This window comes from Sphingobium cupriresistens LL01 (assembly GCF_001046645.1).
Classification (GTDB): domain Bacteria; phylum Pseudomonadota; class Alphaproteobacteria; order Sphingomonadales; family Sphingomonadaceae; genus Sphingobium; species Sphingobium cupriresistens.
The window spans coordinates 213,522-239,726 of record NZ_KQ130437.1; the positions used below are offsets into that span (position 1 = coordinate 213,522).

Consider the following 26,205-nt stretch of genomic DNA (forward strand, 5'->3'; position numbering starts at 1 on the left):
TGAGGACAGACATATGAACGTTCCCGCCTCCATCATTGCACTAAATCTGGTTTCTGCTCCTGTCCCGCATGATGGACAACTGCCCCGACCGATAGATAATCTCGCCGTTGCTCTCCTGCGCGCCGACGAGACCCCCGTCCAGGAGGCAGCAGTCGTAAAAGCGGCGCCGGCCGCAACGGCGACGCGCCAAGAGGTCGATCAGAATGATATCGTCGTTACAGCGCGGCCGCGTATCGCCATTAGCGATCCACTCGAAAACGCTAACGTTAAGTCCTTTGAGGTCACGCAATCCGTCGACAAGGCGTTCGTCGGCCCGATAGCACTCTCTTATCAGCACAGGGTCCCCAAACCGATACGCATTGGCCTCCGCAACTTTCTCTATAACCTCCGAGAGCCAGTTGTTTTCCTTAACTTCCTCGTGCAGCTCAAACCCGGAAAGAGCGCAGAAACGTTCGGGCGTTTTGCCATCAACACAACGATCGGTGGCGCAGGTTTGGTCGATATCGCGAAACGGCACCCCTTTGCCCTTCCCCGACGAGCAAATGGCTTTGCCGACAGCATGGGCTACTACGGTATTAAACCGGGGCCATTCCTGTTCTTGCCTTTGATCGGACCCACCACCTTGCGGGACCTTGTCGGCGACGGATTGGACAGGCTCGTCCTGCCACTCGCTTTCGGCAAGCCATTTAACCAGGCCACATTCACGCTCCCTACGAGTTTCGTAGGCGCGCTGGATCGCCGCGCGGAGTTTGATGAACAACTCCAGAAAATTCGGGATGGAAGCGCTAATCCCTATGAAGCCTCGCGCACTTTCTACCTTCGCAGACGCGAGGCTGAAATCGACGACCTTCGCGGCAGACAAGCAACTCACCTCTTGTCGTTTACAATTGCTGATGCTCTGCTGCGACGCTACTTCCGTAAATCTCACCTTGCCGCTCCGTGATGATGAAAGTGGAATCGAGAAGTATGAGGGCCCTAGAGCCAATTCGAGCTCGCTGGCGACAATCGCTGGGGTCATCCCTCCCATATGTTGCTTCGGGCGGCGGTCGCAGGCGTCGTCGCCCGCGCGTTGCCGACGAGCAGGCAATGGCGGGAGAGGATGGCGGCCCGCATGCTCGATCTTTGGACGTAGGAGGCGGGACGGCACTTGCTGATTATGTTCCGGCTATTCACCTCGGCACGCAAGGAGGATGTTGATGCCACAAAGGCTGAGCAAGCACCGCGAACGCCACGTCGGTGATCGGATCGGGTGGCTGCGCGCAGCCGTGCTCGGCGCGAACGACGGCGTGCTATCAACCGCGAGTCTTATCATTGGCGTGGCTTCGGCATCCGCGTCGCCGCCTCAGATCCTGCTCACGGGGTTAGCAGGGATGGTCGCGGGAGCGATGTCGATGGCTGCGGGCGAGTATGTCTCGGTTTCCTCTCATGCGGACGCTGAAAAGGCGGATCTGACAAAAGAAGCGGATGAGCTTTCACGTGACGCTGCCGCAGAGACGCGCGAACTAACAGCTATTTACGAGGGCCGCGGATTGGATCGTGAGCTCGCCTCTCAGGTCGCCGTCCGATTGATGGAGGTTGACGCGCTCGGAGCTCACGCTCGCGATGAGCTCGGATTTTCAGATGTGGCCGCCGCCCGCCCTGTTCAGGCCGCGTTCGCATCGGCCGGGTCATTCGCGACCGGAGCCATATTGCCGGTAATCGCGGCGATCGTCATGCCCGCCCGATATATCGCGGTTGGAGTGACCGGGGCATCACTTTTGGTGCTCGTCGTGCTTGGGATCGTAGGCGCGCGAGCAGGGGGTGCGCCCCCGTTGAAAGCGGCTGTGCGCGTCGTGTTCTGGGGCGCGCTGGCAATGGCCATTACGGCGTTTGTCGGTCGTCTCGCCGGAGCAACGCTGTAGGCGCTTCTGCCTGAGGCGGGAGCAATGTTGACCTTCCGGAATATCGGGCCGAACAATTGCTAATGATGGGTTTGCAAGGAGAGTAAGGTGAGCAAAGACTATCCCGATCTAAGATACGATGCGATCACGATCACCTTGCATTGGATCACCGCTGGTTTGGTCGTATTGCTGTGGATTATTGGCCAGACCGCTGATTGGCTTCCTGAAGGTTCCGCTAATACGATCTACTGGTCCGTTCATGTAGCGCTGGGATTTTTGCTTGCCGCCGTGGTCAGCTGGCGGGTTATTTGGCGCAGCACGAACGGACGCGGCCTTCCGCCTGCCGACACAGGAACCCTTCATATATTCGCTAGGACAACCCACTACCTACTTTACGCTCTGCTACTCGTCGTTGTGACACTCGGTATCGTCAACGCCTTTGTGCGGGGGTACAACCTGTTCGACTTGGCGCACCTCCCGCAGATTGGCGACCGAGCTTGGCGCAAGCCGATAACTAACTGGCATGGCCTCGCGGCGAATATCCTGCTCGGCCTTGCCTTATTTCATGCCGCCGCAGCTTTGGTTCATCAATATATCTGGCGTGACGGCCTGCTGCACCGCATGCTGCCCAAGGCTGATGGGGGTGGCGAACTCAGGCGTTGAGCGTCGACCGGAAACCGCTGAACGGCGTCGTTCTTGTTTTCGGGATTACGTGAGAGCCTTCCTCAAAACGAGCGCAACATAAGCCTCGGAGGGTCAAGCAGTGTCAAACCGATCGGGGGTATGTGGAAAGATGCCCGGTCGCATCCGGGCTCACCCCTTTCGATTGGGAGGGTAGAGCGGAAATGGCAACCATCAGTCGGGGATCAGTGCCCAACCGCGCAACTGCAACGCAGCCATCGTCGTCAGCGCGGATACGTCGACCTCGACCCCCTTCTCGACCACAGCGGGGTCTATCTTGTTTCCGACCAGTGCCTGGCTGCACACCCGAACCGAAACTCCCGCTCGCGTCAGCGCAGCGATCAGAGGCCGGTTCGGATTGCTAACGTTGCCGGTTTTCTTCGCGTAGGCGGCATCCTCGATCACAATCGGTGTCGCCGGACCGTGAACGATCACAACCACGTCACCAGGGACCGGCTTCACTCCGTCCGCATCAAGCAGATTCAGAAATCGCGCCACCTTCTCCAGCGATGGGTTGATCTTGTCCGGCGTCCCGGCAGCCTTCGTCACACTGAACAACACTCGATATCGCAGTGAGCGGTCCGGACGCTCAGCGGCGCCGCTCACGGGCGTGATCGCTCCAAAGTCCGAGATTACAGATTGCCTCGGAGCGGCTGCCGCGGCCCCAACGCCGCTCATGACAGCCATTAATCCAGCGACCGCAATAACCGGGATGCGCATCTGTGCTTTCCTTTCACAACCGGCATCCTCAGCCGATCCTCGCAAATACGGCCGCGCCGATATTTTGCGACCGAGCGGCAGCTATTGCGCCACGGGGTCGAACCGGGCGGCGGACTGGCTCGACCTGTGCCAAGGCGAAATCATCGGCGCCGAACATCGCTTCCAAGGTTCGCACGCACAGTGCCGCTGCATCGTCGGCAAGACGGTAGTGTACCTGCTTGGCCTCGCGTCTTGTCTTCACCAGATCGGCCCGCCGCAGTTCGGCAAGCTGCTGGCTGAGCGCTGGTTGAGTCACGCCAGTGGCATCCTCGATGTCCGCCACCTGCCGTTCGCCACCCAGCAGATAGGACAGGATCATGAGACGCTGCGGCTGAGCGAACACGCGCAGCTTCTCGACCGCGACGTCAGCGAGCGCGCGGGACTGGTGGATCGCCGTCACCGGTCGGCCTGCGTCTGGTGAAACCAGTCGGCGCCCGCGCTGCCCGGCAAGGCAGGAGGCAGGAGCACGTCGTCGCCCGGCTGCCAGTCAGCGGGCGTATAGGCTTCGCCATCGGCCGAACGCTGCAATGCCCTGACCGTACGAAGCATCTCGTCGACCGATCGTCCGACGTTCATCGGATACCAGCTGAGCGCGCGGATAATACCTTCGGGATCGATGAAGTAGGTCGCGCGCACGTTCGAAGCGTCGCGAGCCTGCTCGTCGAGCATCCCGTAGGCATAACCCACCGCCATAGAGGGATCCTCGATAACCGGGAACGGCACCTCGACCCCGAAGACGTCGTTGATCGCGCGCAGCCATGCGACGTGCGAGTAGAGGCTGTCGACCGACAGCCCGAGCAGCACGCAATCCAGCTCCTCGAAGCGGGGTGCCGCCTTGGCCAAGGCGACGAACTCGCTCGTGCAGACCGGCGTGAAGTCGGCGGGGTGCGAGAAGAACACGACCCAGCGACCACGATATTGATCGAGGCTGATCTCGCCCTGCGTGGTGCGGGCCGTAAAGCTCGGGGCCGCATCCCCGATGCGCAGCGAGCGCGGCATGTTCCCATCCATCGTTTCCATGCTTCCCAGATGGCACAGCCGCCCGGTTGACGCAAGGACATTACACGACTACATAAATACTGAAATCGACATATGGAGATAGTTCATGGACCCGGTTTTGACCGAAGCCACCGCACAGATCGGGCGAGCCAAGACGGCTGGATCGCCGGTGGTCCATTCCTTCTTCGATGAACCAACCAACACCGCGACCTATGTCGTTTGGGACCCGGCCACGAGGAAGGCTGCGATCGTGGACAGCGTCCTCGATTTCGACGCCGCGGCCGGTCGCACCAGGACGGCGTCCGCGGATGCCGTGATCGCCTATGTGCGAGGCGAAGGGCTGACCATCGACTGGCTGCTCGAAACGCACGCCCATGCCGATCACCTATCCGCGGCGCCTTATCTCCAGCAGGCCCTAGGCGGCCAGCTCGCAATCGGCCGCGAGATCGTCCGTGTGCAGAACGTCTTCGAAAAAATATTCAACGCTGGCACCGAGTTTGAGCCGGACGGCTCCGAGTTCGACCGACTGTTCGAAGATGGCGACCGCTTCACCATCGGCAATATCGAAGCCATGGCGCTGCACGTGCCTGGCCATACGCCGGCGGACATAGCCTATGTGATCGGCGATGCGGTCTTCACCGGCGACACCCTCTTCATGCCTGATTATGGCACCGCTCGGGCTGACTTTCCCGGCGGTGACGCGCGACAGCTCTACCGCTCGATCCGCCGGCTCATGCAGCTTCCAGACGAAACGCGCCTGTTCCTCTGCCACGACTACAAGGCGGTGGGCCGCGACCAGTATGTCTGGGAGACGACCGTCGGCGCGCAGCGGGTTGGCAACGTCCATGTCCACGAAGGGGTGGACGAGGACGACTTCGTGTCGATGCGGACCAGTCGCGACGCCACCTTGTCGATGCCCAAGCTGATCCTGCCTTCGATCCAGGTGAACATGCGCGGTGGTCATTTGCCGGAGCCGGAAGCCAACGGCACCCGCTACCTCAAAATCCCGCTGGATGCCTTGTAATGCCCGGCCTTCCGCAAGCCATGCCACTCGAAGGCTTCATCGGCGGGCTGATGATCGGAATCGCCGCGGCGATCATGCTGTTGGGCAACGGCCGCATCGCCGGGGTCAGCGGCATGTTCGCGCGTGTGCTAAGTCTGTCCGAAGGCGGTCCGCCATGGACGATGGCGCTGCTTTTCACGGTCGGATTGCCCTTGGGGACCGCCTTGGTTGCGGCAAGTCAAAATGTGGCGGCTCGCTTTCCAACATCGCTCGGGCTGATCGCGGTCGCCGGCCTGATCGTCGGGATTGGGACGCGGCTCGGGGCCGGATGCACCAGCGGTCATGGGGTCTGTGGCCTGTCACGCCTGTCGCCGCGGTCCATCGCCGCGACGGTCACGTTCATGGCGACGGGTATCGCCACGGTTACAGTCATGCGGCTGACCGGGATGACCCTGTGATGCGCCAGAACCTTATTTCGCTGGCCAGCGGAACGCTGTTCGGCGCAGGCCTCGCCGTATCGGGCATGATCGATCCAGCGCGGGTGCGCACTTTCCTCGACGTGGCCGGAGCGTGGGACCCGACGCTGGCGTTCGTGATGGCCGGCGCGATCCTGCCGATGACCGTCGCGTGGTTCGTCGTGCGGCACCGCTCCGCGCCGATTGCGGCCGAGCAGTTCCATACGCCCGCCATATCCCCGATCGATCGCCGCCTGATCGGAGGCGCCGCATTGTTCGGGATCGGTTGGGGCCTCGTCGGGCTGTGTCCAGGCCCCGCCATTGCTGCGCTGGCGATCCAACCGCTGCCGGCGCTGTTCTTCATCGCCACGATGGCTCTTGGCGCGGCCATCCACCGCTTTGCGCTTTCGCCGAGCCGTTCGGCTTGAACAGACAGGAGACGTCACATGGCCTTCAAGCAGATCACACCGTCCTTTTCTGCCGCTCCGCAGCTGAGCAAGGACGACTTCGCCGCTGCCGCAAAGGCGGGGTATCGCTCGATCATCTCAAGTCGACCGGACGGTGAGGAGCCGGGCCAAGCGACTGCGGACGAGATGGCGCGAATGGCGGGCGAGCACGGCCTGGCGTTCGCCCATGTCCCAATTGCACCGGGCAAGGCGACGGACGCCGATGCGGACCGGATGAAGGAGGCGCTCGATGCGCTCCCGCAGCCGACGCTCGGTTTCTGCCGAAGCGGTATGCGGGCAGCCACCTTGTGGGCGTTGGCAGAAGCCGATCACGCTGATCCAGCGACCATTATCGGCCAGGCAAAAACGGCGGGATACGACCTTGCCGATCTAAAGCCCGCTTTGAAGCGCCGGTCTGAAGGGGCAGGCAAATGACCTATGACATCGTCATCATCGGGGGCGGAGCCGCCGGCATTGCCACCGCCGCCAGCGTTCTCAAGCGCAACGCCAAGGTGACGATCGCGATTGCCGACCCGGCGACCGACCACTTCTACCAACCCGGTTGGACGATGGTCGGAGCTGGCGTCTTTACCCTCGAACAGACTCGTAAGGCCGAAGCCGACGTGATGCCGGAGGGTGTCGAGTGGATACGGTTACCCGCGATCACCATCGAACCCGACCGTAACGCGATCACATTGGGGAACGGCGACACACTGACCTACCATGTCCTGATCGTCGCGCCCGGCCTGCGCCTGGCATGGGAGAAGATTGAAGGGCTGCCTCAGGCTCTCGGCCGCAACGGCGTCACCTCCAACTACCGCTATGATCTGGCACCCTACACCTACGAGCTCGTCAAAAGCTTGCGGCGGGGGCGGGCGCTGTTCTCGCAACCGCCCATGCCGATCAAGTGCGCGGGTGCGCCGCAGAAGGCGATGTATCTCTCCTGCGACATCTGGCGGGACGATGGCGTGCTCCCGGCGATCGACGTCGAGTTCCATAATGCCGGCGGCGCCCTGTTCGGGGTTGCCACCTACGTTCCGGCGCTGATGGAGTATGTCGAGAAGTACGGGATCGATCTCAAGTTCGAGTCCAATCTGGTCGCTGTTGATGGCGATCGGCGTATCGCCACCTTCGAGCGTAAACAGGGTGTGGTCTCTGAGCGGATCGAGCGTGAGTTCGATATGCTCCACGTCGTGCCGCCTCAGGTATCGCACAACGTCGTGGCGCAAAGCGCCCTCGCGGCCGCAAACGGCTTCGACGAGGCCACGCTGCGCCACAAGCGGTACGACAACGTGTTCGCTCTCGGCGACGCCGCTGGCACCAGCAATGCCAGGACGGCAGCGGCAGCACGCAAGCAGGCGCCCGTCGTCGCGGTCAACGCGCTGGCGGCGCTCGACGGCAAGCCCCCCGTGGCGGACTATGATGGCTATGGCTCGTGCCCCCTTACCGTGGAGCGCGGCAAGGTCGTTCTCGCCGAGTTCGGCTATGGCGGAAAACTGCTGCCGAGCTTCCCGTCATGGCTGTTGGACGGAACACGCCCGACCCGCGCCGCCTGGTTCCTGAAGGAGCGGATGCTGCCCCCGATCTATTGGCAGGGCATGCCGAAGAGACGCGAGTGGATGGCCACCCCATACGAGATCGGCAAAGCGGCATGACACTTGAGCCGATCCAGTATCTGCTGGGCGCCTTGTCCGGCAGCCTGGTGGGCTTCACCCTCGGGCTCGTTGGCGGGGGTGGCTCGATCCTTGCCGTGCCACTTATGGTATACTTGGTGCGCGTTCCGAACGCGCACCTCGCCATCGGCACAAGCGCGTTCGCCGTGGCGGCCAATGCAGCGACCGGTCTGATCGGTCATGCCAAGGCGCACACCGTCAAATGGCGGTGCGGCGGCATGTATGCGACCGCCGGCGTCGTCGGGGCCTTGCTCGGATCCACCGCGGGCAAGGCCGTTGATGGCGGCAAGCTCCTCTTCCTCTTCGCGCTCGTTATGGTCGTTGTCGGCGTGCTGATGCTGCGCGGGCGGGGAGACGCGGGTAATCCGGGAGCGGAGTGCAACCGCGAGAGGGCACCGAAGGTGCTGGGCTATGGCTTGGGAACGGGGCTGTTCTCGGGCTTCTTCGGTATTGGTGGCGGTTTCCTGATCGTTCCCGGGCTGATCGGATCGACGGGCATGCCGATCCTGAACGCTGTCGGCACGTCGTTGATCGCCGTCACAGCATTCGGGCTGACGACGGCGGCCAACTATGCGTTCTCCGGGCTCGTGGATTGGCCGCTCGCGTTCGCCTTTATCGGTGGTGGCGTTGCCGGCGGGTTGATCGGGACGCGAATTGCCAAGCGTCTGGGCACAGGCAGCACGCTCACCACGGTCTTCGCTGTGCTGATCTTCATGGTCGCAGCCTATATGCTGTGGAAGAGTGCAGGCTCGTTCGTCTGATGGGGAGTGCAATTGCCATCGGTCCGCTCATGCTGGCGGTCGATCGCGGACTGGCGGTGCTGTGCGTCGCCGTGTTCCTGGGATTGACGGCGTTGGCGGGACGGTTCCACTTCCCGCGGGTGTCGGCGGTCGCGACCAGTGCGACCGTCGTGGGCTTGGTGACCGCCCGGATCGGCTATGTCGCGACGCACTGGGCAAGCTACGCCGATGCTCCGCTTTCCATCCTAGCCGTATGGCAGGGGGGCTTCTCGGCCATCACCGGCCTCGCTGGCGCGGCGGCAACGCTGGTTATCCGCCTGGGTCGAACGCGCGCTCTGGCAATAGGCTGGGCGGCGCTGACAGTAGCGGGCGGTCTTTGGTTTGCGCTCCAAGCGCTTATCCCACCTGTGACCTACGGCCCGTTCCCCTATCACCTCGCATTGACAACCACATCCGGCGCACCGCTCCCGCTCGACCGCTTCCGGGGGCGCCCCTTCGTGGTCAATCTGTGGGCGACGTGGTGCGGCCCGTGTCGACGCGAGTTGCCGATGCTCGATACCGCCGCGTCCCGGAACGGAAAAGTGCCGATCCTGCTTGCCGATCAGGGCGAGGCATCAGCGACCGTCACAGGGTTCCTCACGCGGGAAGGCATCGGTGCCAGCAACGTCGCGCTCGATCGCGAACGTAGGCTCTCTTTGGCCCTGGAGGTGGCCGGTTATCCCGCAACCGCCTTCGTTGCTGCGGACGGTACGATCGTGCAGCTCCAGCTTGGCGAGTTATCGCGCGCCGCGCTCGCCGATGGAATCGACATGGCAAGGAAACACCGATGAACCGCCGAAACCTTCTCTCTCGTGGCTTTCTCTCCGCGTTCACCATCGCGTCGCCGCTGATGCCTGCGGTTGCTCAACAGCGGTCCGAACTGTCGCGCAAGGCAGTCGTGGACGATCCCGTCGCGCCCAAGCGCGCCGACGCCGGCTACGATGTCACCGTCGTCGAGTTATTCGACTACAACTGCCCCTATTGCCGTCGCATGAGCCCGTGTTGAACGCTCTGCTCGCTTCCGACCGGAAGGTAAGGATCGTGTACCGCGACTGGCCGATCTTTGGCCAGCTTCTCGGGAGGCTGCAGGGGCGGCTATCGCTAGCCAATGGCAGGGCAGGCATGCCTTCCACGAAGCGCTGCTTACCTCGCCCGCACAGCTCGCTAGTGCCGAGGTTAAGGCCGCTGCTGCCTGGCGAATGGTCCAGTTCTGGTCAGTTCGCCAAGCGCGAATTTCCGTTGGCATTGGGAAGTCTACGCCACCACTCATTTCGACGCGCGAACGGCTGACCTTTGTGCGGATCGATACTTTACTGGCCATGACGCATCAAGAGGCGGGAGTATCGGCGAACTCCCGGTGGACGCCATCGCAGCGCTGACGGCCAGAATTAATGTGTGTTCTCTCATCGTGCCGTTTCTTGCTTGTGGCCTCGCAATTTCCGCCTAGGCGCTCCCCTTTCCGCCATTGGGCCTGGTTTCGTTTGTCGTTTCATCCGGATCAACGCGGCGTTCGAGGATGTCCATCCGTCCGTCGCACTACCATTTTTGGTCTGCATGTAGCTGCATGGCTGGCGCTACCTGGCTGTTGACGCATTATACGACCACAGACGGCATGGGGATAATCGAGCCACGTCTGATCCGACCCATCTCTCCCCCGACAGCGTTGCTTCGACGCTGCTCCCGCTGAAACTGGCGCCGTCCGGCCACAAAGCCTGCGGTGAGGCTTGCGACACCCTATAGCTGGGTCGAGGCAATCTCGAGAATTGCCCTTGCGGCCCTCTGCGCCGATGGCTCGGCGGCAAGGTCAAAGGTGTATCCGAACAATCGTTCCTGGATCGGACGATACAAATGACCGTGATCCCGGACTGCCCGATCGAGTGCCGCGTCTAACCGATCGACGGTTTCGATAACCGGACCAGCCTGCCAATGCGCGAAGTTTGGATCCCCTTCCCACGCATGGCGGTGGGCATTGAGAAATACGCACGGCCGGGGGGTTTTGAGGAACTCGTACACTTGGCTGCTTACGTCCCCCAGATAAATGTCTGCTGCCCTTACATAACTCATGTCAGTCGATGCGACCGATCCGGTATCGATGTGGAAATGGGCAGCTTCGCGGAATTTTGGAGCGATGCTCCCTGTTCGCGCTACCCGCAGCTTATCGATTGTCACGGTAACGGAGCGCTGGAACAACATCATGTGCGGCGCAAAAATGAGATTGTACCGATCACTGTCGAGGAAATGTTCGAGGACGCGAGCGCCCATCCCGAACCACGACGACAGATGCGGCGACAGATGAGGGTTATAGAGGACGGTCGGCTTACCATTGGACTGCATCGGTAACGGAGAGGCTTCCCCAAGGCAGGCGTCGAATTTTGGATAACCGGTGATCGTCAACCGCGCCGGATCGACGCCCGCATCACGAACTAACCGATCGCGAATCTTGGGACCCGCAGCCAGTATATGATCGAACATGGCTGTCTTTTGGCCAAAGCCAATCGCGCGGTCGCCCGCGCCATGATCGGCAAGGATCATGAACGGGCGATCAAGACCGTATCGGGATTTCAGCAGCAACGATGTGCGCTCGCTTACGACAAGAATATCGAGTGAACGGAAGAAATCCAGATTGTCCCTGTAAATGAGAACTTTGTGTGCTGGCAAAAGCTTGCCGAGCACCGTGACAAGCGAACGCGATACCGGCGAAGTCAGACCGAGGTCTACGAGCGTAATCCGCCCCTTGAGCGAACCCGCCAATCGCTCGATCTCCTGTCGCAGTTTCGCGTTGGTCGATGCAATGACCACCTCGAATGGGCCGCCCAGCGCCGCCAATGCAAGGGCAATCGGCAGGCTGTGCGCGATCTGGTGGATCTGGTCGTGGTTGAAGAGAAAACCGATCCGTTTCGACTGGCCGGTCGCAAACCGACCGATTCGCTTGCTTACCGTTGCGGGATTAGGGCCAGCAGCGACGGAAATTTGGTCTTCGTCGCGCATTGCCCCATCCTTTCCAGCTAGGACGGCAACACTCCGGGAATGTCGCACCTGCGAGTGACCTCCAGGGTGCTGATCTGCGCAGTGCAGATGCGACTCCTGAATATCCGTGCCGTCCTAGGGGTGCCCCATGCGCGTGGGAGGACAGCAGAGCGGGTCAAATGCAGCAAATATTGTCGCCGAAAATGAGCGGATGCCCAACCGTGGCTTCAGGGCAGACAGGCAAAGGCTGGACCGCCGTCGTGCTGACGGGACAGCGGCCGGGCGTTGATGCCCTTGCCATAGCGTTTGCCCAAACCGACAAGACGCTCGTTCAGGTAGAAAGCCAATCTATGCTGGACCGCGTTCTCAGCGGCTGGAACGTCGTCCTGTGGCAATGAGCTATTATTCGCCTTTATCCCTGATCACCGGGCTGCCGGGTACGCGAAGGAAGGTCGTCCTGTTCGCCTACATGTTGAGCCAAGGCGGAACAGACAGAGTGACCGCCCTGCTAGCGCGCGGCTATGCCGATGCGGGTTTCGATGTCGAGCTGTTGGTCCTGTGTCGAGGCGGCACCGCACAATCCTTGCTTTCAGATATGATCGGTCCGCTCGTCTCCGTTCGCTATATCAGTCAGCGATCCACCTGGAGGACAATAGATCTTGTGAGGCTGTTTCCTGCACTCGTGCGAGCGCTTCGAACAGCTGCGCCGGACGTCCTTATTTCGACAGCCAACAATACCGCGTGGGTTTGCACCTACGCCCGAAAAATTGCTCAGGTGGAAACGGCAAAATTGGTTCTCAAAACGACCAACCCTGTCATCGGATCGCGCCATCGCGGCCCAATCCGCAAATTGCGACGCTGGGGCTATGGCAAAGCTTTTTCTCATGCGTCAGCCATATGGACATTAAGCGGGGCCGAAACGAGGCTGCTGGAGGTTGGCTATCCCCAAGCAGCTCGACGCATCAGGACCGTTATCAATCCGTATGTTACTGATGCTATGCTGTCGCCGGACGCGGACACCTCGACGACGACATCTCCCCTAGTCCTGGGTATCGGGCGCCTAACCAGGCAGAAGCGCTTCGATCTCCTGATCAGCGCCTTCGCGCTGGTCCGACGAGAGGACGCGCGGCTGCTCATCTTTGGCGATGGCCCAGATCGAAAAAGACTGGAGCAACTGGTCACGGCACTTGGCCTGACAGATCGGGTTACCCTTCCAGGATATGTGCCCGATGTCGCTGAATGGTTGAAGCGTGCCGACCTATTCGTTCTGCCGTCGCGCTATGAAGGCCTACCGGCCGTGGCGTTGGAAGCCATGGCGGCCAACTGCCCGGTCTTAAGCACAGATTGCTTTGCGGCCGCGCGCTCCCTGCTGGGCTCAGCAACGGGCTGCGGCATCATCGACAAAGCCGATCCGGCATATCTCGCTCAGATGATAGATAACCGGCTGGATAGCAAAAAGCCCACGACATTGCGGGCGATCGCGCAAGGTCACTCCGTTGCAGCGGGGATAGCCGATCATGTGAGAGCCCTCTGCGAGCTATGGGATGACGGACGAACCTGTCGGCCCGATGGGTGATAGTGTCATCCACCAAGCCTCGCTATCGTGCCTAATGCTCGGTCTGTCTAGTACGGCCGGATCGCCTCCAAGTACGAATTGGACCGACATTTTCGTGAATTATGGCCGTAATCTCTTGCGTCGCTTGCGACACCGAGAATCTGACGCGCATCGCGATGGTGCATGGCACGGAATCTTGCGAAACACCGGCTGGTTGCTCATCGGCAAAATTGTAGGCGCAGTCCTGAGCCTCATTTACCTCGGGCTCGCAACACGCTCGCTCGGCCCAACAGCATTCGGCCAGTTTGTCTTGATCTTGGGGACCGGTCAGGCGATCGCCACGATTGTAAGCTTCGAGACCTGGCAGTTGCTCCTGCGATACGGCATGGGTTTTCTTCGTGCCGGACAGTCGGAGGCGCTGGGGCGTCTGATAGCTTTTTGCACAATATTGGACTTGGCGGGGGCCATCATTGGCGCCTGCATGGCCGTTGCCGGCGTAGCGCTTCTTGGTCCTCGGTTCGGCTGGTCAAGCGGAACCCAAACCCAGGCGCTGATCTTTTGCTTCGTGCTACTCGTTTCTTTTCGATCCGCTGCCACCGGGGTTTTACGCCTTCACGATCGCTTCGGCGCAGCGGCTCTTGCCGAAACCGTGACGCCTGTGGTGCGTCTCATTGGGGCACTGCTGGTAATTGGCATGGGTGCTTCAGTCATCGGACTGTTAATCGCATGGGCAGTCGCGGAATTGGTAACGGCCATAGCCCATTGGGCGCTCGCTTTCCGCGTGCTACCGCCGCGGCGAGGTTGGTGGCATTGGCAAGGCCTGCTGACCGTCCCCAAAGAGTGTTCCGGCCTCTGGCGATATGCCGCCATAACCAACGCGGGGGCCACAATGGGGCTGGTCGGCAAGCAGTTCGCGGTGCTGCTCGTCGGAGCTTCCGTTAGTCCTGCCGCAGCCGGTGGCTACAGGATTGCTCATCAGCTCGGCCAGGCTCTCGCGAATATCTCCGACATGCTCTCGCGCGCGACATTTTCGGAGATGATGCGCGCACGCGCCGGTCATACAGCGGCCGAACTTGCGCGACTGTTCCGGAGCGCCTCGCTGCTTGCGCTGATCACCGCAGCGATCATGATCGCAATGTTGCTACTGTTCGGGCGACCAACGCTCGCTCTGCTTGCCGGTGGGCGCTATGCTGCGGTCTATCCGTTGGTTCTGATACTGGGGACTGCGGCAGCGCTCGATGCCGGAAGTGTCAGCTTTGAACCTGCCCTTCTCGCAACGGGTCGAATATGGCTAGCGCTCCGCCTTCGCTTTGTATCGACCGCCTTTCTGTTTTGTGCCCTCGTCCTATTTCTTGAGAAAATGGGGACGATCGGTGCAGCTTTAGCAACGCTGATGGCGTCCCTCCTCGCACTTTTATTGCTCGGTACAGCGGCGTGGCGGGCGGTGCATGAGCCGCGATAAAACCAGGCGACGGACCCGGCCACTATACCGATACGCATCGGACACTCATTTCACGATCGAGCGAGCCCGTGCCTCGTACGACCGACGGATCACCAAACCTCGCTGCCAAGGTTGGGGCTTTTGTATAGTCGCCGCATTTTTCCACCAACGACATCGTGCTGACCAATCAGCACATTGAGCGAGAATCATGGCCCCCCGAATTTTTGCCAACATCTTAAAGCGCCACCGCATCGACAGCCGCATCTTGATGGTTTTTCTCATCACAACTCTAGGGGCGTTTATATTCCTGCGTCTTGGATCAGAGATTCGGGAAGGCGAAAATTTCGCACTAGATAGGCTAATGTTGCAAGCGCTGCGTTCGGCAAACAATCCTGATCTCCCGATCGGGCCAGCTTGGCTACAGGCGGCCATGATCGATATCACGGCCTTGGGCGGTGTGACGATTCTGACTTTACTGACCGCGCTCACCGCTGGGTATCTGCTGGCGTCAAGGAAAACGGCAATAGCAATCTTTTTGGCCTTAGCCATCGCCAGTGGCGCCATGTTGAGCAGCCTGTTGAAGATTGGGTATGCGCGACCCAGACCCGACCTTGTCGCACACTTAGTCGATGTACAGAGTCTCAGCTTTCCAAGCGGTCATGCTATGAACTCGGCGATAACCTATCTGACGCTTGGCGCACTGCTCGCGCGGACCGAAGGCAGACGGCGCGTGACGATCTTTCTTATGGCCACGGCGATCTTTCTCACCCTGATAATCGGCATCTCACGCGTATATTTAGGCGTGCACTGGCCAAGCGATGTGTTAGCGGGTTGGTGCGTCGGCGCCAGCTGGGCAGCGCTTTGCTCGCTGTTAGCTCGGGCCCTGCAACGGGGCCACAAGATCGAGGAACCCGAATCAATCTCGGTCTCGGAGATAGATCGGTCGTAGGCGGAAAGTCCGGATTTATTGGGTCATTCGAAAAACAGGCCAAATTCATGAGGCCGCCTGGCAAGCTGACTCTTTGCAGGGATTCAGCCCAAGAACCCTAAAAATACCTAAATCCCCAGATATATCCCAAAAATTGCTGGTGATCGGCCACGACTGGAGATTTTTAGGTGTCGCGATTCGATCAACATTGGGATTTTGTATAGCGCTGCCAAGCTGGCCCCAATCGCTTTACGTTAGCGGTGGAGGATGAGGCACGCGATCCACCCTACCTTGTTGTCCATCATCCTGCTCCACGGTTGCGGGAACCAACCTTCGGCCAAACCCTCTGCGCCCGCCAAAGCCGAAGCGGTAGCACATGAGGCCGACCTCTTAAAACTCACGCTAACCACTCAGGCCGAGCAGCGGCTTGGAATACGCGTCGTGCGGATCGGCGACGGCAGTGCGGCGCGAACGCGCGAGACGAGCGGCGAAGTCGTTGTCCCACCGTCCGGCGTGGGCGGCGTGCCAACGGGGTCGACGAGCAACATCGCGCACATTGGTGCGAGCCAGGCCACTGCCGATGGCGAAGTGGCACGCACGCAGGCGCTCGTGCGCCTGGCACGGATCGCCCTTTCCAGAGCCGACGCGCTGGTCCGCGAGGAAGCGGGCAGCATGCGCGCACGCGACGAAGCCGCAGCGGGCCTTGCGACAGCGCGTGCTGCCGCAGATGCCGCGCAGGTGCAACGACGATTGCTCGGGCCATCCGTGGGCGCGATGAGCAATCAGGCAACACTGTGGGTCCGCGTGCCGGTGTTTGGCACCGACATGGGAGAGGTCGGTCGCGCACGCCCAGCATCAATCCGGCCCTTGGGCGACGCTACTGCTTTGCCGCGCAGCGCGCGCGCCGTCCAGGCGCCGCCATCAGCGAATGCAACAGCAGGCACCGTAGATCTGTATTTCGCGCTCGATAATCGCGACCGCGCCTATCGCGTCGGGCAGCGCGTGGCGGTCGCGCTGCCGCTCGGCGGGACGCAAGCCGGGCTGTCCGTACCCGCGGCAGCTATCGTCCGCGATATCTACGGTGGCGAGTGGGTTTACCGACGCACCGCCCCAAACACTTATGTCCGTCAGCGCATTGAAGTTGCGAGCGTTGCGGGTGGCCAGGCCTTGCTGTCTCGAGGGCTGGGGCGCGGCGCCGAAGTCGTGACCGATGGGGCTGCCGAACTGTTCGGCACCGAGTTCGGGACGCCACACTGATGCTGGGTTATCTGATCCGGGCCGCGCTGACCCGGCGGGTGCTGGTGATCGCAATGGCAGCGCTGCTCGTCGTCCTCGGCCTGCGCGCGAGCGGCGACGTGCCCCTCGACGTGTTCCCCGAGTTCGCGCCGCCAATGGTCGAGGTGCAGACCGAAGCACCGGGCATGTCGACCGAGGAAGTCGAAAGTCTGGTCACAGTGCCGATCGAGGTGGCGGTGAGCGGTGTCCCCGATCTGGCGACGCTGCGCTCGAAATCGGTGCTGGGGCTTTCGTCGGTCCAGATCCTGTTCAAGCGCGGCACCGACGTGATCCGGGCACGGCAACTTGTGCAGGAGCGCGTGACGCAGGCGCAGGCCAGATTGCCTACCGCCGCGCGGTCCCCCATCATGCTGCCACCGCTTTCGTCGACCAGTCGCTCCATGAAGATCGGGATCACCTCGACCAAGCTGGACCAGATGCAGATTTCCGAGCTGGCGCGCTGGACGATCCGGCCACGACTGATGGCGGTGCCGGGCGTCGCCAACGTGGCGATCTGGGGTTTGCGCGACAGGCAATTGCAAATCCTCGTCGATCCCGACCGGCTGCGAGCGGCGGGCGTCACGCTCGACGAACTGAGGACAGCGGCCGGCGATGCCGTGCTGGTCGGAGGCGGCGGCTTTGTCGACACGCCCAACCAGCGACTTGCCGTACAACAGACGAGCGCGATTCAGAGCGCTGACGATCTCTCACAGGCTATCGTCAAGCAGAGCGGCGACGCGCCGGTGCGAATCGGTGACGTTGCGCACGTGGTGGATGGGTTCGCGGCCCCGATCGGCAACGCGATCATCGACGACGTGCCCGGTCTGATGCTGATCGTCGAAAAGCAGCCGACCGGCAACACGCTGCAATTGACCCGCGATGTGGAAGCCGCACTCGCCGAACTCGCACCGGGGCTGCGCGACGTGAAGGTCGATACGACCATCTTTCGCCCCGCCACCTTCATCGAACGCTCGATCGACAACCTCACCCGCGCACTGCTGATCGGCTGCGTCCTGGTGGCGATCGTGCTGTTCGCGTTCACCCGCGACTGGCGACAGGCGACGATCAGTCTGGTGGCGATCCCGCTGTCGTTGCTCGGCGCGGGGCTGGTGTTGCTGTGGAGCGGGGCGACAATCAACACGATGATCATCGCGGGCCTCGTCATCGCGCTTGGCGAGGTGGTCGATGATGCGATCATCGATGTCGAGAATATCGCCCGGCGGCTGCGGCTCAATCGTGAGGCGGGCAATCCGCGCTCGGCGTTCGACGTGGTGCTGACGGCCTCACTTGAAGTGCGATCGGCGGTCGTCTTTGCGTCGCTGATCGTGATGCTGGTGTTCCTGCCGATCTTTTTCCTCGGCGGCGTGGCGGGGACCTTCTTCCAGCCACTCGCCATCGCTTATGTGCTGGCGATTGCCGCCTCACTGCTGGTCGCGCTGGTCGTCACGCCAGCGATGTGCCTGTTCCTGTTGCCTAATGCGCCATTGAAGGCCGAGCGCGATACGCGGCTCGTGGCCTTGCTAAAGCGACGCTATGCGGGTGCGCTGCCCCGGCTGGTCGCACGTCCGACGCTCGCCATGGGGATCGTCGCGGGCGGACTGCTGCTCGCCGGGCTGGGCTATGCCGGGTTCAAGGATCAGTTCCTGCCCGATTTCCGCGAAACCGATTTTCTGATGCACTTCGTCGAGAAACCGGGGACGTCGATCGAGGCGATGGACCGCATCACCATCCGCGCGTCGAAGGAACTACGCGCCATCCCCGGCGTGCGCAATTTCGGCGCGCATATCGGCCGCGCAGAGGCCGCCGACGAGGTGGTCGGGCCGAACTTTACCGAACTGTGGATCAGCCTCGACGAAAACGCGCCCTATGACGAGAGCGTCGCACGCATCAAGGCGGCGGTCGACGGCTATCCCGGCCTCTATCGCGACGTGCTGACCTATCTGCGCGAGCGCATCAAGGAAGTGCTGACCGGTGCGGGGGCGACCGTCGTCGTCCGCATCTTCGGACCGGAGCAGGCAGAATTGCGCGCTGCGGCCGAGCGGGTGCGCGCGAAGGTGGCGGGTATCCCCGGTGTTGCGGACCTCAAGGTCGAGCAGCAGGTTCTGGTGCCGCAGATCCAGGTGATCCCGCGCCCGGCCGATCTTGCGACCTTCGGCCTGACCGCTGGCGAAGTTCGCCGACAGGCGCAAACATTGGTTGCGGGGCAGAAGCTGGGCGAAATCTACCGCGACCAGAAGGCGTTCGACGTTGCGCTTTGGGGCGAACCCGCGGTGCGTGGCGACCTGCACGCGCTCGCCGATCTGATGATCCAGGCACCGACTGGCGCACCGGTGCGGCTGCGCGATGTGGCCGATGTGCGGATCATGCCGGCGCCGAACGAGGTGAAGCGCGAGAATGGCCAGCGCCGGATCGACGTGACGCTCAACGTCGCAGGCGCTGATCTGGGCGGTGTCGCCCGCGCGGTAGAAGCGGCAGTGGCGCGGGTGCCGTTCGCCACCGGCTACAGCCCGCGCGTGCTCGGCGAATATGCTGCACTCCAGGAATCGCGCCAACGCCTTTGGACCACGGGGCTGCTGTGCCTCATCGGCATCCTGCTGCTGGTGTGGCTGGAATTCCGCTCGGGACGGATCACTGCGCTTGTCGCCCTGAGCCTGCCGTTTGCGCTGGTTGGCGGTGTGATCGGCGTTGCGCTGACCGGCGGCGTGCTGTCGCTCGGCTCGCTGGTCGGGTTTGTCACTGTGATCGGCATTTCAGCGCGAAACGGCATCATGCTGCTGTCGCACTATGATCACCTCCGCCGGGTGGAGGGTGAGGCGTTTGGCCCTGCGCTGATATTGCGCGGCGCTGAGGAGCGGCTGGTGCCGATCCTGATGACCGCCCTGTGCGCGGGCCTGGCACTGCTGCCTCTGGTGGTCGCGGGTGATAAGCCCGGGCACGAGATCGAACATCCGATGGCGATCGTCATCCTTGGAGGGCTGGTGTCATCGACCCTGCTCAACCTGTTCCTGATGCCAGCGCTTTATGCGCGCTTCGGTGAGGAAAAGCCCGCACCCGAAACCAGTTTGGTGGAGGTGCCGGCATGAAGCGGCTCACTTCCCTGATGGCGCTGCTCGCAGGTGGTTGCATGACTGCGCCTGCGCCGCCCCCGACAATAGCGCCTCCTGCCGCCACGGGTCCGTTCGCGGATCTACCAATCGCATCCATCGCTCCCGTCCCGGAAAATTGGTGGCACCTCTACGACGATCCCGTACTCGACCGCCTGGTCCAGGCGAGCCTCGCCGCCAACGCCGACTTGCGCGTCGCCTATGCCAATCTTGACGGCGCGCGCGCGGCGCTGCGGCAGGCGCGAGCGGCGCGGTTGCCGCAGACCACGATCGAAAGCGCCGCCACGGTCGATGGTAGCGCCAGCCAGCCCAGCGCCTCGTCGAACGTGCCAACCACCGACTATGACCTCGCTCTCACAGCGAGTTGGGACGCCGATCTGTTCGGCCGCTTGCGCTCGGGCGCGTCTGCCGCCGCTGCAGATGCAGGCGCGCAGGCGGCTGCGCTCGACGGGCTTCGCGTCGCCATCGCGGCCGACACAGTACTGGCCTATGTCGAGCTATGCGGCGCGACGCAGGCGCTGCAGGTCGTAAGCGAACAGGTGCGGGTGCAGGAACGATCGGTCGCCGCGGTGAGCAGCCAGCTCCGCGCCGGCGAGGTTTCGCCTCTCGAGGTGTCGCAGGTAACAAATCTGTTCGAAACCACTCGCGCAACAATTGCACCCTATGAAGCCCTGCAGACGAACGCCCGCTATCGGCTCACCACATTGCAAGGCCGCCCACCGGCTGATGCGCGGACCAATCTGAGAACGGCGGAGCAATATTCGACCACGGTAGCGGCGGGATAGTCCTGCTGCGGGCGGCGTAAAAGTCGTCCACCTTGAAGCCTTTCTGCCGAGTCAGGGAGGTGTGGGGATCTACAGCGTGGAACTTTATCTTCAGGTCCGTCTGGCTTGCGCGGATGGCATGAGCCAACGGGCGGCGGCGAAGCGTTTCAATGTGTCGCGCGAAACGGTACGCAAGATGCTGTCGTTTTCATCGCCGCCGGGTTACCGGCGCCAGTCCGTACCGCAGCGCCCGAAGCTGGACGGGTTTGTGGCGATCATTGATGGATGGCTTGAGGGTGACCGCAGTGTCCCGCGCAAGCAACGCCATACGGCGAAGCGGGTATTCGACCGTTTGCGCACCGAGCATGGTTTCACCGGCGGCTATACGATCATCAAGGATTACATCCGGGAGCGCGAACAGCGCAGCCGGGAGATGTTCGTGCCGCTGGCGCACCCTGCGGGAGATGCGCAGGCCGATTTCGGGGAAGCGCTGGTGGAGATCGGCGGGGTGGAGCAGAAGGCCTACTTCTTCGCGCTCGATCTGCCGCACAGTGATGCCTGCTATGTGCGGGCCTATCCGGCGGCGGTGGCGGAGGCCTGGGTGGACGGACACGTGCATGCCTTCGCGTTTTTCGGCGCGGTACCGCGCTCGATCGTCTATGACAACGATCGCTGCCTTGTGACGAAGATCCTGCCCGACGGCACGCGGCAGCGTGCCACGCTGTTCAGCGCTTTCCTGTCACATTACGTGATCCGCGACCGCTATGCTCGCCCGGGCAAGGGGAACGAGAAAGGCAATGTGGAGGGGCTGGTAGGCTATTGCCGGCGCAACTTCATGGTGCCGATCCCGAAGTTCCCGACCTGGGAGGCGTTCAACCTGTGGCTGGAGGAGCAATGCCGCAAGCGCCAGCAGGACAAGGTGCGCGGGCAGAGCGAGACGATCGGTGAGCGGCTGCAGCGCGATCTCGCGGCCATGCAGCCTCTGCCCGCTACACCCTTCGAGGCCTGCGATCAGAAAGGCGGGCGGGTCTCCTCGCAATCCCTGGTGCGCTACAGGACCAACGATTATTCGGTTCCGGTGGCCTGGGGCCATCAGGAGGTCTGGATCAGGGCCTATGTCGATGAGGTGGTGATCGGCTGCCGCAGCGAAGTCATCGCCCGTCATCCTCGTTGCTATGCCCGCGAGGAGGTTGTCTTCGACCCGCTCCATTATCTCCCGCTGATCGAGCAGAAGATCAACGCATTCGACCAGGCTGCGCCTTTGCAGGGCTGGGACCTGCCCGAAGCGTTCACGACACTGCAGCGGTTGATGGAAGGGCGCATGCACAAACATGGCAGGCGCGAATATGTGCAGGTACTGCGCCTGCTGGAAACGTTCACCCTCGCCGATCTCCAGGCGGCGGTCGAACAGGCCATCGATCTTGGCGCCATCGGCTTCGATGCCGTCAAGCACCTCGTCCTGTGCCGGATCGAACGCGTACCGCCCAGGCTGGACCTGGACGTCTATCCCTTCCTGCCACGCACCACGGTCGAGAAGACCTTTGCCAGAGCCTATCTGAGCCTGCTCTCCGACCGGCAGGAGGCCGCATGAGCGATCAGGCCCCGGAGATCCTTCTCGCTCACCATCTCAAGGCGCTCAAGCTGCCTACGTGCCTGCGTGAGCATCACAAGCTCGCGCGGCAATGTGCCGCTGAAGGCGTCGATCATATCCGCTTCCTCGCCCGCCTCGTCGAGATGGAAATGATCGACAGGGAGCGTCGCATGGTCGAGCGGCGCATCAAGGCCGCGCGCTTCCCCGCCGTCAAAAGCCTCGACAGCTTCGACTTCGCCGCCATCCCCAGGCTCAACAAGATGCAGGTGCTCGAGATGGCGCGCTGCGAGTGGATCGAGCGGCGTGAGAACGCCATCGCTCTGGGGCCATCAGGCACCGGAAAGACGCACGTAGCGTTGGGGCTCGGACTGGCAGCATGCCAGAAAGGACTGTCGGTGGGCTTCACCACCGCGGCAGCGCTGGTCAGCGAAATGATGGAGGCCCGCGACGAGCGCCGTCTTCTGCGCTTCCAGAAGCAGATGGCCGGATACAAGCTGCTCATCATCGACGAACTGGGCTTTGTGCCGCTCTCCAAGACCGGCGCCGAACTGTTGTTCGAGCTGATCTCCCAGCGTTACGAACGCGGCTCCACCTTCATCACCAGCAACCTGCCCTTCGACGAATGGACCGAAACCTTCGGATCTGAGCGTCTCACAGGCGCGCTCCTCGATCGCCTGACCCATCACGTCAGCATCCTCGAGATGAACGGCGAAAGCTATCGCCTCGCGCACAGCCGGGCCCGCAAGGCCAAAACCAGACCCTGAAAATTACACCAATGCCGGGGGGAGTGGCCCTCGGGCTACGCCCTCACGCCACTCCCCCCGGCATGTAACACGATGGCCTGGTTTTACGCCGCCGAATGGCCGACTTTTGCTCCGCCGTTGACACTCCGACAGCACGCTGGCACGCGCTGTCGCTATGCCGACATGCTCGAAGCCTTGGCGACACCGAGAACGCCCCCCCCCTCGGAGCGATGCAAATGACTGCGATGTTTTGCAAACAGTCGATCCGATGAGGTACCGGTCCACCGCCGCCCAGCTCGATAAGCAACGGGCGGGTTTAAATCCGCCAGTTGCTTCACCGGTGCTCCTGCGCGACAATAACGGTCCGTCTCTGGTCGCCGGTGGATGAAAAGCGGGGGTCACGTCAAATCCATTCGAACCCGCCCGCGTTACTTCAGCCATTGGTCGAAACTGCCCGGAAAGCCGCCAGCGTACCACGGGTTCTTCCAGATTTCGTAGTACCGGATATCGTTGGACGAAGGCTGCGGAGAGCAGGGTTTGACGTAAACGACGCAGGGCATCGCAACTGCGTCCCCGATCAGCAGAGCTTCTCCCTGCTCAAGCGCGGGCAATCCCGCCGTCAGGTTGCCGAGTGTATCCGGCAGCAGGCGTTTGACATATGCTTGGTCGTCGGGATTGGTCAGGCGCATCGCTAGGAAATTGCTGCACTGAGAGAAAATCGTCTCCGATATCTCTGACGGTCGTTGGCTCGAAATCATCAAACTGACGCCATACTTGCGGCCTTCCTTGGCAATCCTTTCGATTGAATTCAGGGATGCCTTAAAGCGTGAGAGGTCACTGCGTGGAGCGTATTTGTGCGCCTCTTCATAGACTAGCAGAAAGGGAACTGCGCAGGTGCCAGTCTCGCGGCGCGCATGATAGGCGAAGTCAAAGAGGAGCCGAGTTACCAGTGAAACCGTGATGCTAAGAACCTCGAAGGGAATACCGCTCAAATCGATGATGGTGACATTTGCGCTGCTGGTTTTGTCGTAGCCGGTAATTTGGCGAAGGACGTCTTCAAGGCTGGACGCTGCGGCCTTCTCGCCAAACATAAAGTTGAGGCGGGAGTTGCTGATTTTCGCCGCAATCCGGCGGACAAATTTGTCGATCGTGCCGTCCGCGTAGGGTCCGCTGTTGATCTTGCCCGTCTTCTTCGCCGCAAAATCGACGCGATCCGTTGCATAGGCCGTTAGGCGTTCGCGGTCGTCCGCGAAAGTTGTGATCACGCCAGCCTTGGTCTCGATGGTGAGCGGGTCATTTGCATCTTTCGTTTCCCGAGAGAGATTCGCAAAGCAGTTCTGAAGGTGCCCGATATCGTACCGCAATGGGCTGTCAAAATTTACCTTCGTAGCGCCAGGATTTGCGAGCTCCTTGCAATGTGTAATTATTGAGCGGAGCAGAGCTTCCTGGTTGTAGTTGTTGCTGTCGCCGGACTCGAGGAACATGTCGTCCATCTCGCCATCGTTCAACAACCAATAGGGCAAGACGATGTCGTCCGCCGAGAGCAAATTGGCGCCCGGAAATGCTGATTTATATTCGCCGTGAATGTCGAATATGACGATATGCGAGTTATTCAACCCACTATATTCGCCTGCCTTTGCTGAGGTCGCCTCTTGCAGGATCGTCGCCACGCTGGAGGATTTTCCAGATCCGGTCGCTTCCACCACCGCGATGTGTTTGTTAAAAAAGCGGTCGCCGTGGACCGGCACTTTCACGTCCCGCTGTCGGGTAAGCGAAGAGAAACAACAGCGCTGATCTTCCTCGAAAGCGTTGGCATAAATCGCGGCAATCTCGGATCTCGTGGCCGGCACGACCTTCTTGGGCGGGATTGCAAGCTCATCGCCCCCACGGCGGAAGACCCCCGCAGACAGCGTTCCGAGCGGGTAGGCTTCAATCATGTAGACACGCTTGGCATCGCCGGCCTTCTCCCGCATCTCGATCGAGAAATTCTCGATGATGCAGATGAGCGAAACATCGTCATTGTCGGAAATCTTGAGGAACGATCCGACGCGCAGAGACTGCTCGGCGAGCTGGAATGAGGAAAGATTGTCGACGGCAATACGAACTTTGTTCGGAAAAACCGACACGACTTCGGCATTGATCTCATCTTCCCCGGACATCCGGACTCTCCCCTATATGATTTTCTTGGCCATGCTGGCCGAGCTTATTGGCACCGTAATCTGCTGAATCGCCGGGTCGATAGAATGAGGCTCGCCAGTATGAAGCTGGATGATCAACCGGCCGCGCTTCGATGCGGCCAGCGCCGCGTTAAACTGGTCGTGATCCATAACGAACCGTGCCGACACCGGGTATTGCCGCGTCTGAGCGAGCATCAGATGCTCCGTTGTGAACGGCGCTCCGTTGAACGCATAGCCATCCGATATCTTGTGGCTGTCATCGACCAGACGGAGCTTGAGCTGAGCAAGTACCGGCGGGTCGAGGTCGGGCAGGAAGAAGATAGGTGCGTATCGCTCGCGGTCGGGCTTGCTGTTTATCTTGTGGCTGCTCCAACGGCTGATGATGTGCTGCACAAGACCATGGAGTTCCTCGATACCGTCAGTATCGGGCAGGCTGATTACAAAGAAACGGTCATGGCTGTCGATATTGAGCCTAGCAAAGTGCAGCTCGCGAATTTTTCGACAGTAGGCGATCTCCCCTTCCATCCGGAGGGCCCAGGCCGAGTAGAGAGCCATTTTCGGGCGGATCTGCTGGAGGAATGCCTTTCGCGTCGTTGTGCGGTCGAGCTTAGCCCGCGCGCTCGAAAGGCCCGCCATCGCGGAGAGTGCTGAGGGATAGCTAAAACTTTCGGCCTCGATCTTCGTAACGCCGAGCGCCGTCCGGAGCTCGGCGATTACCCGCACCCGATGCTGATCGAAGGGCTGGCTGAGTTCGACAGTAAACTGGTTGCAGAACGCAACAAGGTCCTGATCGGACGCGCCAAGTTTCGTTTGAAGATTCACTACGGTTCTGGCTTTTTCGCCCGTTGCGTCGTCGACCTTATACGGGCGTTGGATGAGGATGCGTTGCAGGTCGCCGAGCAAGATCCTTGGAACATCCTCGGGTGCCTGTTTGAAATGCCCGTACAGGATGTAGCGCTTTCGGTTCCGGTCGTCCGCAGGATAT

Annotated in this window: 26 protein-coding genes; 20 read left to right on the plus strand and 6 right to left on the minus strand. The window is 61.5% G+C overall.

Going from position 1 to position 26,205, the window contains the following annotated elements; all coding sequences use genetic code 11:
• The first annotated feature begins 13 nt into the window (after positions 1 to 13).
• The 3 genes from V473_RS23155 to V473_RS19835 all read left to right on the plus strand — a co-directional run bounded on the left by V473_RS23155 (position 14) and on the right by V473_RS19835 (position 2,543).
• Entirely contained in the window at positions 14 to 943 is a 930-nt protein-coding gene (locus tag V473_RS23155) for an MlaA family lipoprotein (protein WP_201785559.1), read from the plus strand.
• Positions 944 to 1,190: 247 nt separating this feature from the next.
• Complete coding sequence (locus V473_RS19830) at positions 1,191 to 1,901, plus strand: VIT1/CCC1 transporter family protein (RefSeq protein ID WP_244884532.1); 711 nt, start codon at positions 1,191 to 1,193, stop codon at positions 1,899 to 1,901.
• Between the two features lie 87 nt (positions 1,902 to 1,988).
• The gene (locus tag V473_RS19835) at positions 1,989 to 2,543 is read left to right on the plus strand and encodes a cytochrome b (RefSeq protein WP_066609045.1); all 555 of its coding nucleotides are present in this window, start codon (positions 1,989 to 1,991) and stop codon (positions 2,541 to 2,543) included.
• Positions 2,544 to 2,735: 192 nt separating this feature from the next.
• Here V473_RS19835 and V473_RS19840 read toward each other — a convergent pair whose 3' ends face one another.
• From V473_RS19840 to V473_RS19850, 3 genes are read right to left on the minus strand one after another with little or no spacing between them, the layout of a single operon-like run.
• Complete coding sequence (locus V473_RS19840; protein ID WP_244884537.1) at positions 2,736 to 3,281, minus strand: DsrE family protein; 546 nt, start codon at positions 3,279 to 3,281, stop codon at positions 2,736 to 2,738.
• A gap of 28 nt (positions 3,282 to 3,309) precedes the next feature.
• A complete protein-coding gene (locus V473_RS19845) occupies positions 3,310 to 3,720 on the minus strand; it encodes an ArsR/SmtB family transcription factor (protein WP_066609046.1) in 411 nt (136 codons plus the stop codon).
• Positions 3,717 to 4,340: a peroxiredoxin gene (locus V473_RS19850; RefSeq protein WP_066609047.1), complete on the minus strand. Its 624-nt coding sequence runs from the start codon at positions 4,338 to 4,340 to the stop codon at positions 3,717 to 3,719. The genes V473_RS19845 and V473_RS19850 overlap by 4 nt, the downstream gene beginning before the upstream one ends.
• 85 nt (positions 4,341 to 4,425) lie before the next feature.
• Between V473_RS19850 and V473_RS19855 the strand changes: the two genes are divergently transcribed.
• Genes V473_RS19855 through V473_RS24470 form a run of 8 tightly spaced genes read left to right on the plus strand, consistent with a single transcriptional unit; the run spans position 4,426 to position 9,681 of the window.
• A complete protein-coding gene (locus V473_RS19855; protein WP_066609048.1) occupies positions 4,426 to 5,343 on the plus strand; it encodes an MBL fold metallo-hydrolase in 918 nt (305 codons plus the stop codon).
• A 20-nt stretch (positions 5,344 to 5,363) separates the two neighbouring features.
• Positions 5,364 to 5,780 carry a YeeE/YedE family protein gene (locus tag V473_RS19860; RefSeq protein WP_244884539.1) on the plus strand — a complete coding sequence of 139 codons (417 nt, stop codon included), beginning with the start codon at positions 5,364 to 5,366 and terminating at the stop codon, positions 5,778 to 5,780.
• Positions 5,780 to 6,205 carry a DUF6691 family protein gene (locus V473_RS19865; RefSeq protein WP_066609050.1) on the plus strand — a complete coding sequence of 142 codons (426 nt, stop codon included), beginning with the start codon at positions 5,780 to 5,782 and terminating at the stop codon, positions 6,203 to 6,205. The genes V473_RS19860 and V473_RS19865 overlap by 1 nt, the downstream gene beginning before the upstream one ends.
• A gap of 18 nt (positions 6,206 to 6,223) precedes the next feature.
• Positions 6,224 to 6,658, plus strand: a complete 435-nt coding sequence (locus V473_RS19870) for a protein tyrosine phosphatase family protein (protein WP_066609051.1) — start codon at positions 6,224 to 6,226, stop codon at positions 6,656 to 6,658.
• Positions 6,655 to 7,878, plus strand: a complete 1,224-nt coding sequence (locus V473_RS19875) for an NAD(P)/FAD-dependent oxidoreductase (protein ID WP_066609052.1) — start codon at positions 6,655 to 6,657, stop codon at positions 7,876 to 7,878. Before V473_RS19870 ends, V473_RS19875 begins: the two co-directional genes overlap by 4 nt.
• Positions 7,875 to 8,657, plus strand: coding sequence for a sulfite exporter TauE/SafE family protein (locus tag V473_RS19880; protein ID WP_066609053.1), 783 nt, complete (start codon positions 7,875 to 7,877; stop codon positions 8,655 to 8,657). Before V473_RS19875 ends, V473_RS19880 begins: the two co-directional genes overlap by 4 nt.
• The gene (locus V473_RS19885; RefSeq protein ID WP_066609054.1) at positions 8,657 to 9,466 is read left to right on the plus strand and encodes a TlpA disulfide reductase family protein; all 810 of its coding nucleotides are present in this window, start codon (positions 8,657 to 8,659) and stop codon (positions 9,464 to 9,466) included. The genes V473_RS19880 and V473_RS19885 overlap by 1 nt, the downstream gene beginning before the upstream one ends.
• Positions 9,463 to 9,681: a hypothetical protein gene (locus tag V473_RS24470; RefSeq protein WP_244884541.1), complete on the plus strand. Its 219-nt coding sequence runs from the start codon at positions 9,463 to 9,465 to the stop codon at positions 9,679 to 9,681. Before V473_RS19885 ends, V473_RS24470 begins: the two co-directional genes overlap by 4 nt.
• Positions 9,682 to 10,409: 728 nt before the next feature.
• Here the strand turns inward: V473_RS24470 and V473_RS19895 are convergent.
• Positions 10,410 to 11,663: a hypothetical protein gene (locus V473_RS19895; RefSeq protein ID WP_244884542.1), complete on the minus strand. Its 1,254-nt coding sequence runs from the start codon at positions 11,661 to 11,663 to the stop codon at positions 10,410 to 10,412.
• A gap of 158 nt (positions 11,664 to 11,821) precedes the next feature.
• Here V473_RS19895 and V473_RS19900 point away from each other — a divergent pair, with 158 nt between their 5' ends.
• From V473_RS19900 to istB, 9 genes are all read left to right on the plus strand, one after another.
• Complete coding sequence (locus tag V473_RS19900) at positions 11,822 to 12,040, plus strand: hypothetical protein (protein WP_066609055.1); 219 nt, start codon at positions 11,822 to 11,824, stop codon at positions 12,038 to 12,040.
• Positions 12,037 to 13,218, plus strand: coding sequence for a glycosyltransferase (locus tag V473_RS23160; RefSeq protein ID WP_082679248.1), 1,182 nt, complete (start codon positions 12,037 to 12,039; stop codon positions 13,216 to 13,218). The genes V473_RS19900 and V473_RS23160 overlap by 4 nt, the downstream gene beginning before the upstream one ends.
• 175 nt (positions 13,219 to 13,393) lie before the next feature.
• Positions 13,394 to 14,659, plus strand: a complete 1,266-nt coding sequence (locus V473_RS19910; RefSeq protein WP_216628561.1) for a lipopolysaccharide biosynthesis protein — start codon at positions 13,394 to 13,396, stop codon at positions 14,657 to 14,659.
• A 187-nt stretch (positions 14,660 to 14,846) separates the two neighbouring features.
• Positions 14,847 to 15,587: a phosphatase PAP2 family protein gene (locus V473_RS19915; RefSeq protein WP_066609057.1), complete on the plus strand. Its 741-nt coding sequence runs from the start codon at positions 14,847 to 14,849 to the stop codon at positions 15,585 to 15,587.
• A gap of 246 nt (positions 15,588 to 15,833) precedes the next feature.
• Positions 15,834 to 16,823: an efflux RND transporter periplasmic adaptor subunit gene (locus V473_RS19920; protein WP_066609058.1), complete on the plus strand. Its 990-nt coding sequence runs from the start codon at positions 15,834 to 15,836 to the stop codon at positions 16,821 to 16,823.
• Positions 16,823 to 19,924: an efflux RND transporter permease subunit gene (locus V473_RS19925; RefSeq protein WP_066609059.1), complete on the plus strand. Its 3,102-nt coding sequence runs from the start codon at positions 16,823 to 16,825 to the stop codon at positions 19,922 to 19,924. Before V473_RS19920 ends, V473_RS19925 begins: the two co-directional genes overlap by 1 nt.
• Complete coding sequence (locus V473_RS19930) at positions 19,921 to 20,730, plus strand: TolC family protein (RefSeq protein WP_066609060.1); 810 nt, start codon at positions 19,921 to 19,923, stop codon at positions 20,728 to 20,730. Before V473_RS19925 ends, V473_RS19930 begins: the two co-directional genes overlap by 4 nt.
• A gap of 76 nt (positions 20,731 to 20,806) precedes the next feature.
• Positions 20,807 to 22,300, plus strand: a complete 1,494-nt coding sequence (gene istA / locus V473_RS19935; RefSeq protein ID WP_011950768.1) for an IS21 family transposase — start codon at positions 20,807 to 20,809, stop codon at positions 22,298 to 22,300.
• Entirely contained in the window at positions 22,297 to 23,064 is a 768-nt protein-coding gene (istB, locus tag V473_RS19940) for an IS21-like element ISSsp5 family helper ATPase IstB (protein WP_007686288.1), read from the plus strand. The genes istA and istB overlap by 4 nt, the downstream gene beginning before the upstream one ends.
• A gap of 407 nt (positions 23,065 to 23,471) precedes the next feature.
• Here the strand turns inward: istB and V473_RS19945 are convergent, their stop codons facing one another.
• On the minus strand, positions 23,472 to 25,202 hold the full coding sequence (locus V473_RS19945; protein ID WP_066609061.1) for an ATP-binding protein: 1,731 nt from the start codon (positions 25,200 to 25,202) through the stop codon (positions 23,472 to 23,474).
• A 12-nt stretch (positions 25,203 to 25,214) separates the two neighbouring features.
• Positions 25,215 to 26,205 (minus strand): hypothetical protein (locus V473_RS19950; protein WP_066609062.1); only part of this gene is annotated, 991 nt, incomplete at its 5' end.

Bases quoted from the DNA above. Each gene is read 5' to 3' on its own strand.
- V473_RS19885 (WP_066609054.1), top strand. From the start codon at position 8,657: ATGGGGAGTGCAATTGCCATCGGTCCGCTCATGCTGGCGGTCGATCGC.
- V473_RS19855 (WP_066609048.1), top strand. From the start codon at position 4,426: ATGGACCCGGTTTTGACCGAAGCCACCGCACAGATCGGGCGAGCCAAG.
- V473_RS23160 (WP_082679248.1), top strand. From the start codon at position 12,037: ATGAGCTATTATTCGCCTTTATCCCTGATCACCGGGCTGCCGGGTACG.
- V473_RS19900 (WP_066609055.1), top strand. From the start codon at position 11,822: ATGCAGCAAATATTGTCGCCGAAAATGAGCGGATGCCCAACCGTGGCT.
- V473_RS19925 (WP_066609059.1), top strand. From the start codon at position 16,823: ATGCTGGGTTATCTGATCCGGGCCGCGCTGACCCGGCGGGTGCTGGTG.
- V473_RS19865 (WP_066609050.1), top strand. From the start codon at position 5,780: ATGCGCCAGAACCTTATTTCGCTGGCCAGCGGAACGCTGTTCGGCGCA.
- V473_RS19880 (WP_066609053.1), top strand. From the start codon at position 7,875: ATGACACTTGAGCCGATCCAGTATCTGCTGGGCGCCTTGTCCGGCAGC.
- V473_RS19895 (WP_244884542.1), bottom strand. From the start codon at position 11,663: ATGCGCGACGAAGACCAAATTTCCGTCGCTGCTGGCCCTAATCCCGCA.
- V473_RS19945 (WP_066609061.1), bottom strand. From the start codon at position 25,202: ATGTCCGGGGAAGATGAGATCAATGCCGAAGTCGTGTCGGTTTTTCCG.
- V473_RS19920 (WP_066609058.1), top strand. From the start codon at position 15,834: ATGAGGCACGCGATCCACCCTACCTTGTTGTCCATCATCCTGCTCCAC.
- V473_RS24470 (WP_244884541.1), top strand. From the start codon at position 9,463: ATGAACCGCCGAAACCTTCTCTCTCGTGGCTTTCTCTCCGCGTTCACC.
- V473_RS19850 (WP_066609047.1), bottom strand. From the start codon at position 4,340: ATGGAAACGATGGATGGGAACATGCCGCGCTCGCTGCGCATCGGGGAT.
- V473_RS19860 (WP_244884539.1), top strand. From the start codon at position 5,364: ATGCCACTCGAAGGCTTCATCGGCGGGCTGATGATCGGAATCGCCGCG.
- V473_RS19875 (WP_066609052.1), top strand. From the start codon at position 6,655: ATGACCTATGACATCGTCATCATCGGGGGCGGAGCCGCCGGCATTGCC.
- V473_RS19830 (WP_244884532.1), top strand. From the start codon at position 1,191: ATGTTGATGCCACAAAGGCTGAGCAAGCACCGCGAACGCCACGTCGGT.
- V473_RS19870 (WP_066609051.1), top strand. From the start codon at position 6,224: ATGGCCTTCAAGCAGATCACACCGTCCTTTTCTGCCGCTCCGCAGCTG.
- V473_RS19915 (WP_066609057.1), top strand. From the start codon at position 14,847: ATGGCCCCCCGAATTTTTGCCAACATCTTAAAGCGCCACCGCATCGAC.
- V473_RS19840 (WP_244884537.1), bottom strand. From the start codon at position 3,281: ATGCGCATCCCGGTTATTGCGGTCGCTGGATTAATGGCTGTCATGAGC.
- V473_RS23155 (WP_201785559.1), top strand. From the start codon at position 14: ATGAACGTTCCCGCCTCCATCATTGCACTAAATCTGGTTTCTGCTCCT.
- istB (WP_007686288.1), top strand. From the start codon at position 22,297: ATGAGCGATCAGGCCCCGGAGATCCTTCTCGCTCACCATCTCAAGGCG.
- V473_RS19930 (WP_066609060.1), top strand. From the start codon at position 19,921: ATGAAGCGGCTCACTTCCCTGATGGCGCTGCTCGCAGGTGGTTGCATG.